Annotated in this window: 5 protein-coding genes; all 5 read left to right on the plus strand. The window is 48.8% G+C overall.

Translation table 11 applies throughout. From position 1 onward, the window contains the following. Positions 1-20 precede the first annotated feature (20 nt). Positions 21-1,043: a hypothetical protein gene (locus tag LH51_RS09595; RefSeq protein WP_036521892.1), complete on the plus strand. Its 1,023-nt coding sequence runs from the start codon at positions 21-23 to the stop codon at positions 1,041-1,043. 45 nt (positions 1,044-1,088) lie between these two features. Further along, positions 1,089-1,721 carry a hypothetical protein gene (locus tag LH51_RS09600; RefSeq protein ID WP_036521893.1) on the plus strand — a complete coding sequence of 211 codons (633 nt, stop codon included), beginning with the start codon at positions 1,089-1,091 and terminating at the stop codon, positions 1,719-1,721. A 56-nt stretch (positions 1,722-1,777) separates the two neighbouring features. After that, positions 1,778-2,140 carry a roadblock/LC7 domain-containing protein gene (locus tag LH51_RS09605; protein ID WP_036521896.1) on the plus strand — a complete coding sequence of 121 codons (363 nt, stop codon included), beginning with the start codon at positions 1,778-1,780 and terminating at the stop codon, positions 2,138-2,140. 58 nt (positions 2,141-2,198) lie between these two features. Then, complete coding sequence (locus tag LH51_RS09610) at positions 2,199-2,660, plus strand: PAS domain-containing protein (protein WP_036521899.1); 462 nt, start codon at positions 2,199-2,201, stop codon at positions 2,658-2,660. Positions 2,661-2,671: 11 nt separating this feature from the next. Next, a partial coding sequence (locus LH51_RS09615) for a PhnD/SsuA/transferrin family substrate-binding protein (RefSeq protein ID WP_036521901.1) occupies positions 2,672-2,885 on the plus strand: 214 nt, incomplete at its 3' end.

Here is a 2,885-nt window from a genome sequence, read left to right on the forward strand (position 1 = left end):
GCCTTGACTGAAGGGGGGATGTGCCTCAGGGTTTTTTTGAGCTAAAGCGGCCGCTTACGCTGAATGGACTCTCAACTGAATTAGATCACTTGGCACAGTCGTTACAGCAAGCCGATCCGGCAGTGCCAGAGGTATCTGATAGGAATACTGTATTTGCTGAATGGCAGGCGCGAAAACAAGCCGGCCTTGAAGCAATGCAGCAGTGGAACAAGGGCAAGCAACTCTCTGACTCTGGTAAGACGCTGTTTCCTTTGGACCGGCATGGTGTTCAGGAAGTCATATCAAAGGCACATTTAGTCATGGCCCATCGGCGCCATGAAGGCGAAGAAAAGCAGGCGCCAGATGCTCATCAGGTAACAGCGGTAAAAACCTCTGCAGCTGATAAACCTGCTGAGATTAATCGTACGGCTCAAGCACCTGAGAAAACCGATGCCAGTGATTCTGATCAGAAAAATATCAATGATTATTGCGGACACCTGCCAGACCAGGATTTGAGTGAGCCAAGCGGGCTAAGACGGGTGCGTTTTAATATGGATAGCAGTTTGCTGCCCTGGGTGGTTTTAGCCGTTAAGACTGGCCGGCAGAGTAAGCAGGCGCAACAGGTATCCGGTTTACCTGGTGTATTGATCTACCTGCCCGAGATCGATTGTTTCTATTGTGATCTGGACGCTGATCTGCTGTTACATATGGCCAGAGCCAGGTTCGGTCTGGATGAGCTGTTTCTCTCAACCCTTGAACCTTCAGTGCCTCTGCTGGAAGAAACCAGTCGGCACATTATAGCTGATCAGTTGCTGTGGAAGCTTGCCTTACTGACTTCCCGTGGGCGGATACCAGAAACTATCGATCTACATAAACCAGTGCAATTGCTACGCAAGCCAGACTTTACAGTTTTTGATCTGACGCCCCATGCCAGAACACTTGCGGAACTCTGGTTCAGTAAGCGACTCAGCCCCAGGCAGATGCTCTCTGAGTTGGCCGTGCCGCAACGTTATGTGTTTACCTTTTTAGTGGCAGCGGATGCTGTTGGATTTTTTAACCCTTAGCAGCAATGGTCTGCACCCTATCTGGAATGAAATCGGAGTTCAACTGTGAATCAAGACCAGAGTGAAATTACAGAGTTTTTTCAGGTGACCCCCAGTGGCTCCTATTATGCGACACTGAGTCCGGAGGTGGATGAGCGCCGAGCTTTGCTGTTACAACTCCTCAGTGCCGATACTCATGTACCTTATTTTCCAGCGGTATTGAAAAAATTGACGGGATATAACGAAAAAGAAGCGCAGGAGTTGATGGGCTGGCTGACAGAAAGAGGCTTCCTGCAGCTCACTACAGAACCTGAAGCCGTGCCCACCGGGTCAATAGAGCAACTCTTGCCTGAGTATTTGCCGCAGTTGGCGGAAGGTCGAGTTCTGCTGGCTGATGAGCAGGGCTTTTGTCTGGGGCAGTCTGGGTATGCTGATGAAGAAGCGGAAGCTCTGGCTGCATTATCTGCCGATATTGTTTTGATGCATGAGCGTCATCAGCGCTTGCTGCGGGAACACCTGGGTTTCAATAGTGTTTCCTGGGGGTTACTGGATGCAGCTGGCCACAGTGAACTGGGTTTCTGGACTCTGCATGTGGGTCACCAGAAATTCTTACTGGTTCTGGAGGGGATGCCAACACTGAACCGTCAGTCCTTTGTCAATCTGCTTTCGGTGCTTATGCGCCGATATCTGGATTACTAAAGTAAAAGTGAAAAATTAACTGCGACATTTGTGCTAACGGCGTAAAGGAGAAAACGATGCGCTCAGAAATGCTTACTTCCATTCTTAATGATCTGAACAGTACTTCGGCTGAGATTGAAGCATCTGCAGTAATTTCTACGGATGGTTTGATGATCGATTCAATGCTGCCTGCGTCCATGGACGAAGATAGTGTGGGTGCCATGAGCGCAGCCATGTTGTCATTGGGTGAACGTACTGCTCAAGAACTGGCACGAGGGGAGCTGGAACAGGTTCTGGTGAAAGGTAAAGCCGGTTACATTTTGATGACTCACGCAAACAAGGATTCAGTACTGACGGTTGTCGCAAAAACAAATGCGCGTCTTGGACTTATCTTCCTGGATGTGAAACGTGCAGCGGAAGCTATCGGTAAGATTCTGTAAGTCACGTAGTGGCGCCTCTGAACAAGGGGCGTGCTGAGTTCAGCGGGGGAGATGAACTATGTCAGAACAAGATACCGGTCAGGTACGGGAAGCGTTGATTCGTTATTATGACGGAACGGAGCGTATGGCAACTATCGTGGATAAGGAAGTCCCTTATCCCGACGGTAAGCTGATAGTATCCAGAACCGACCCGCAGGGTATTATTACCCATGCAAATCAGGCATTCGTAGATATGTCCGGATATAGCCGCGAAGAGTTGATCGGTGTGAATCACTATATTCTTCGTCATCCGGATATGCCTGCAGTGGCATTCAAGGGCTTGTGGGATACCGTAGCTGAAGGTAAAAAGTGGCAGGGCTTTGTAAAGAATTTGCGCAAAGATGGCACCTATTACTGGGTTAAGGCGACAGTTATTCCCAATATGCGAAATGGTGAACTGGTTGGATATACCTCGGTAAGACGCAAGCCTTCCCGAAGTAAGATTCGTGAAAGTGAAGCCCTCTATGCAACACTGATGTAAAGGAGTTGTGCATGCCCTTAAATCTTACCGTAAGTCCCGATTTTGCACCGGATCATATATCCGGCTGGTTCTATTTTAATACCTATTTACAGCGAAAATTGGGTATACCCATTCACCTTGAGCTCTATGACAGCTTCGAAAAACAGCGCAGTGATATCCGCGCAGGTAAGGTCGATCTGATCTATGCCAATCCCTATGATGCCTCGATGCTGGTCAGAGAAATAG

Origin of the sequence: Nitrincola sp. A-D6 (assembly GCF_000764495.1) — a bacterium.
Lineage (GTDB): Bacteria > Pseudomonadota > Gammaproteobacteria > Pseudomonadales > Balneatricaceae > Nitrincola.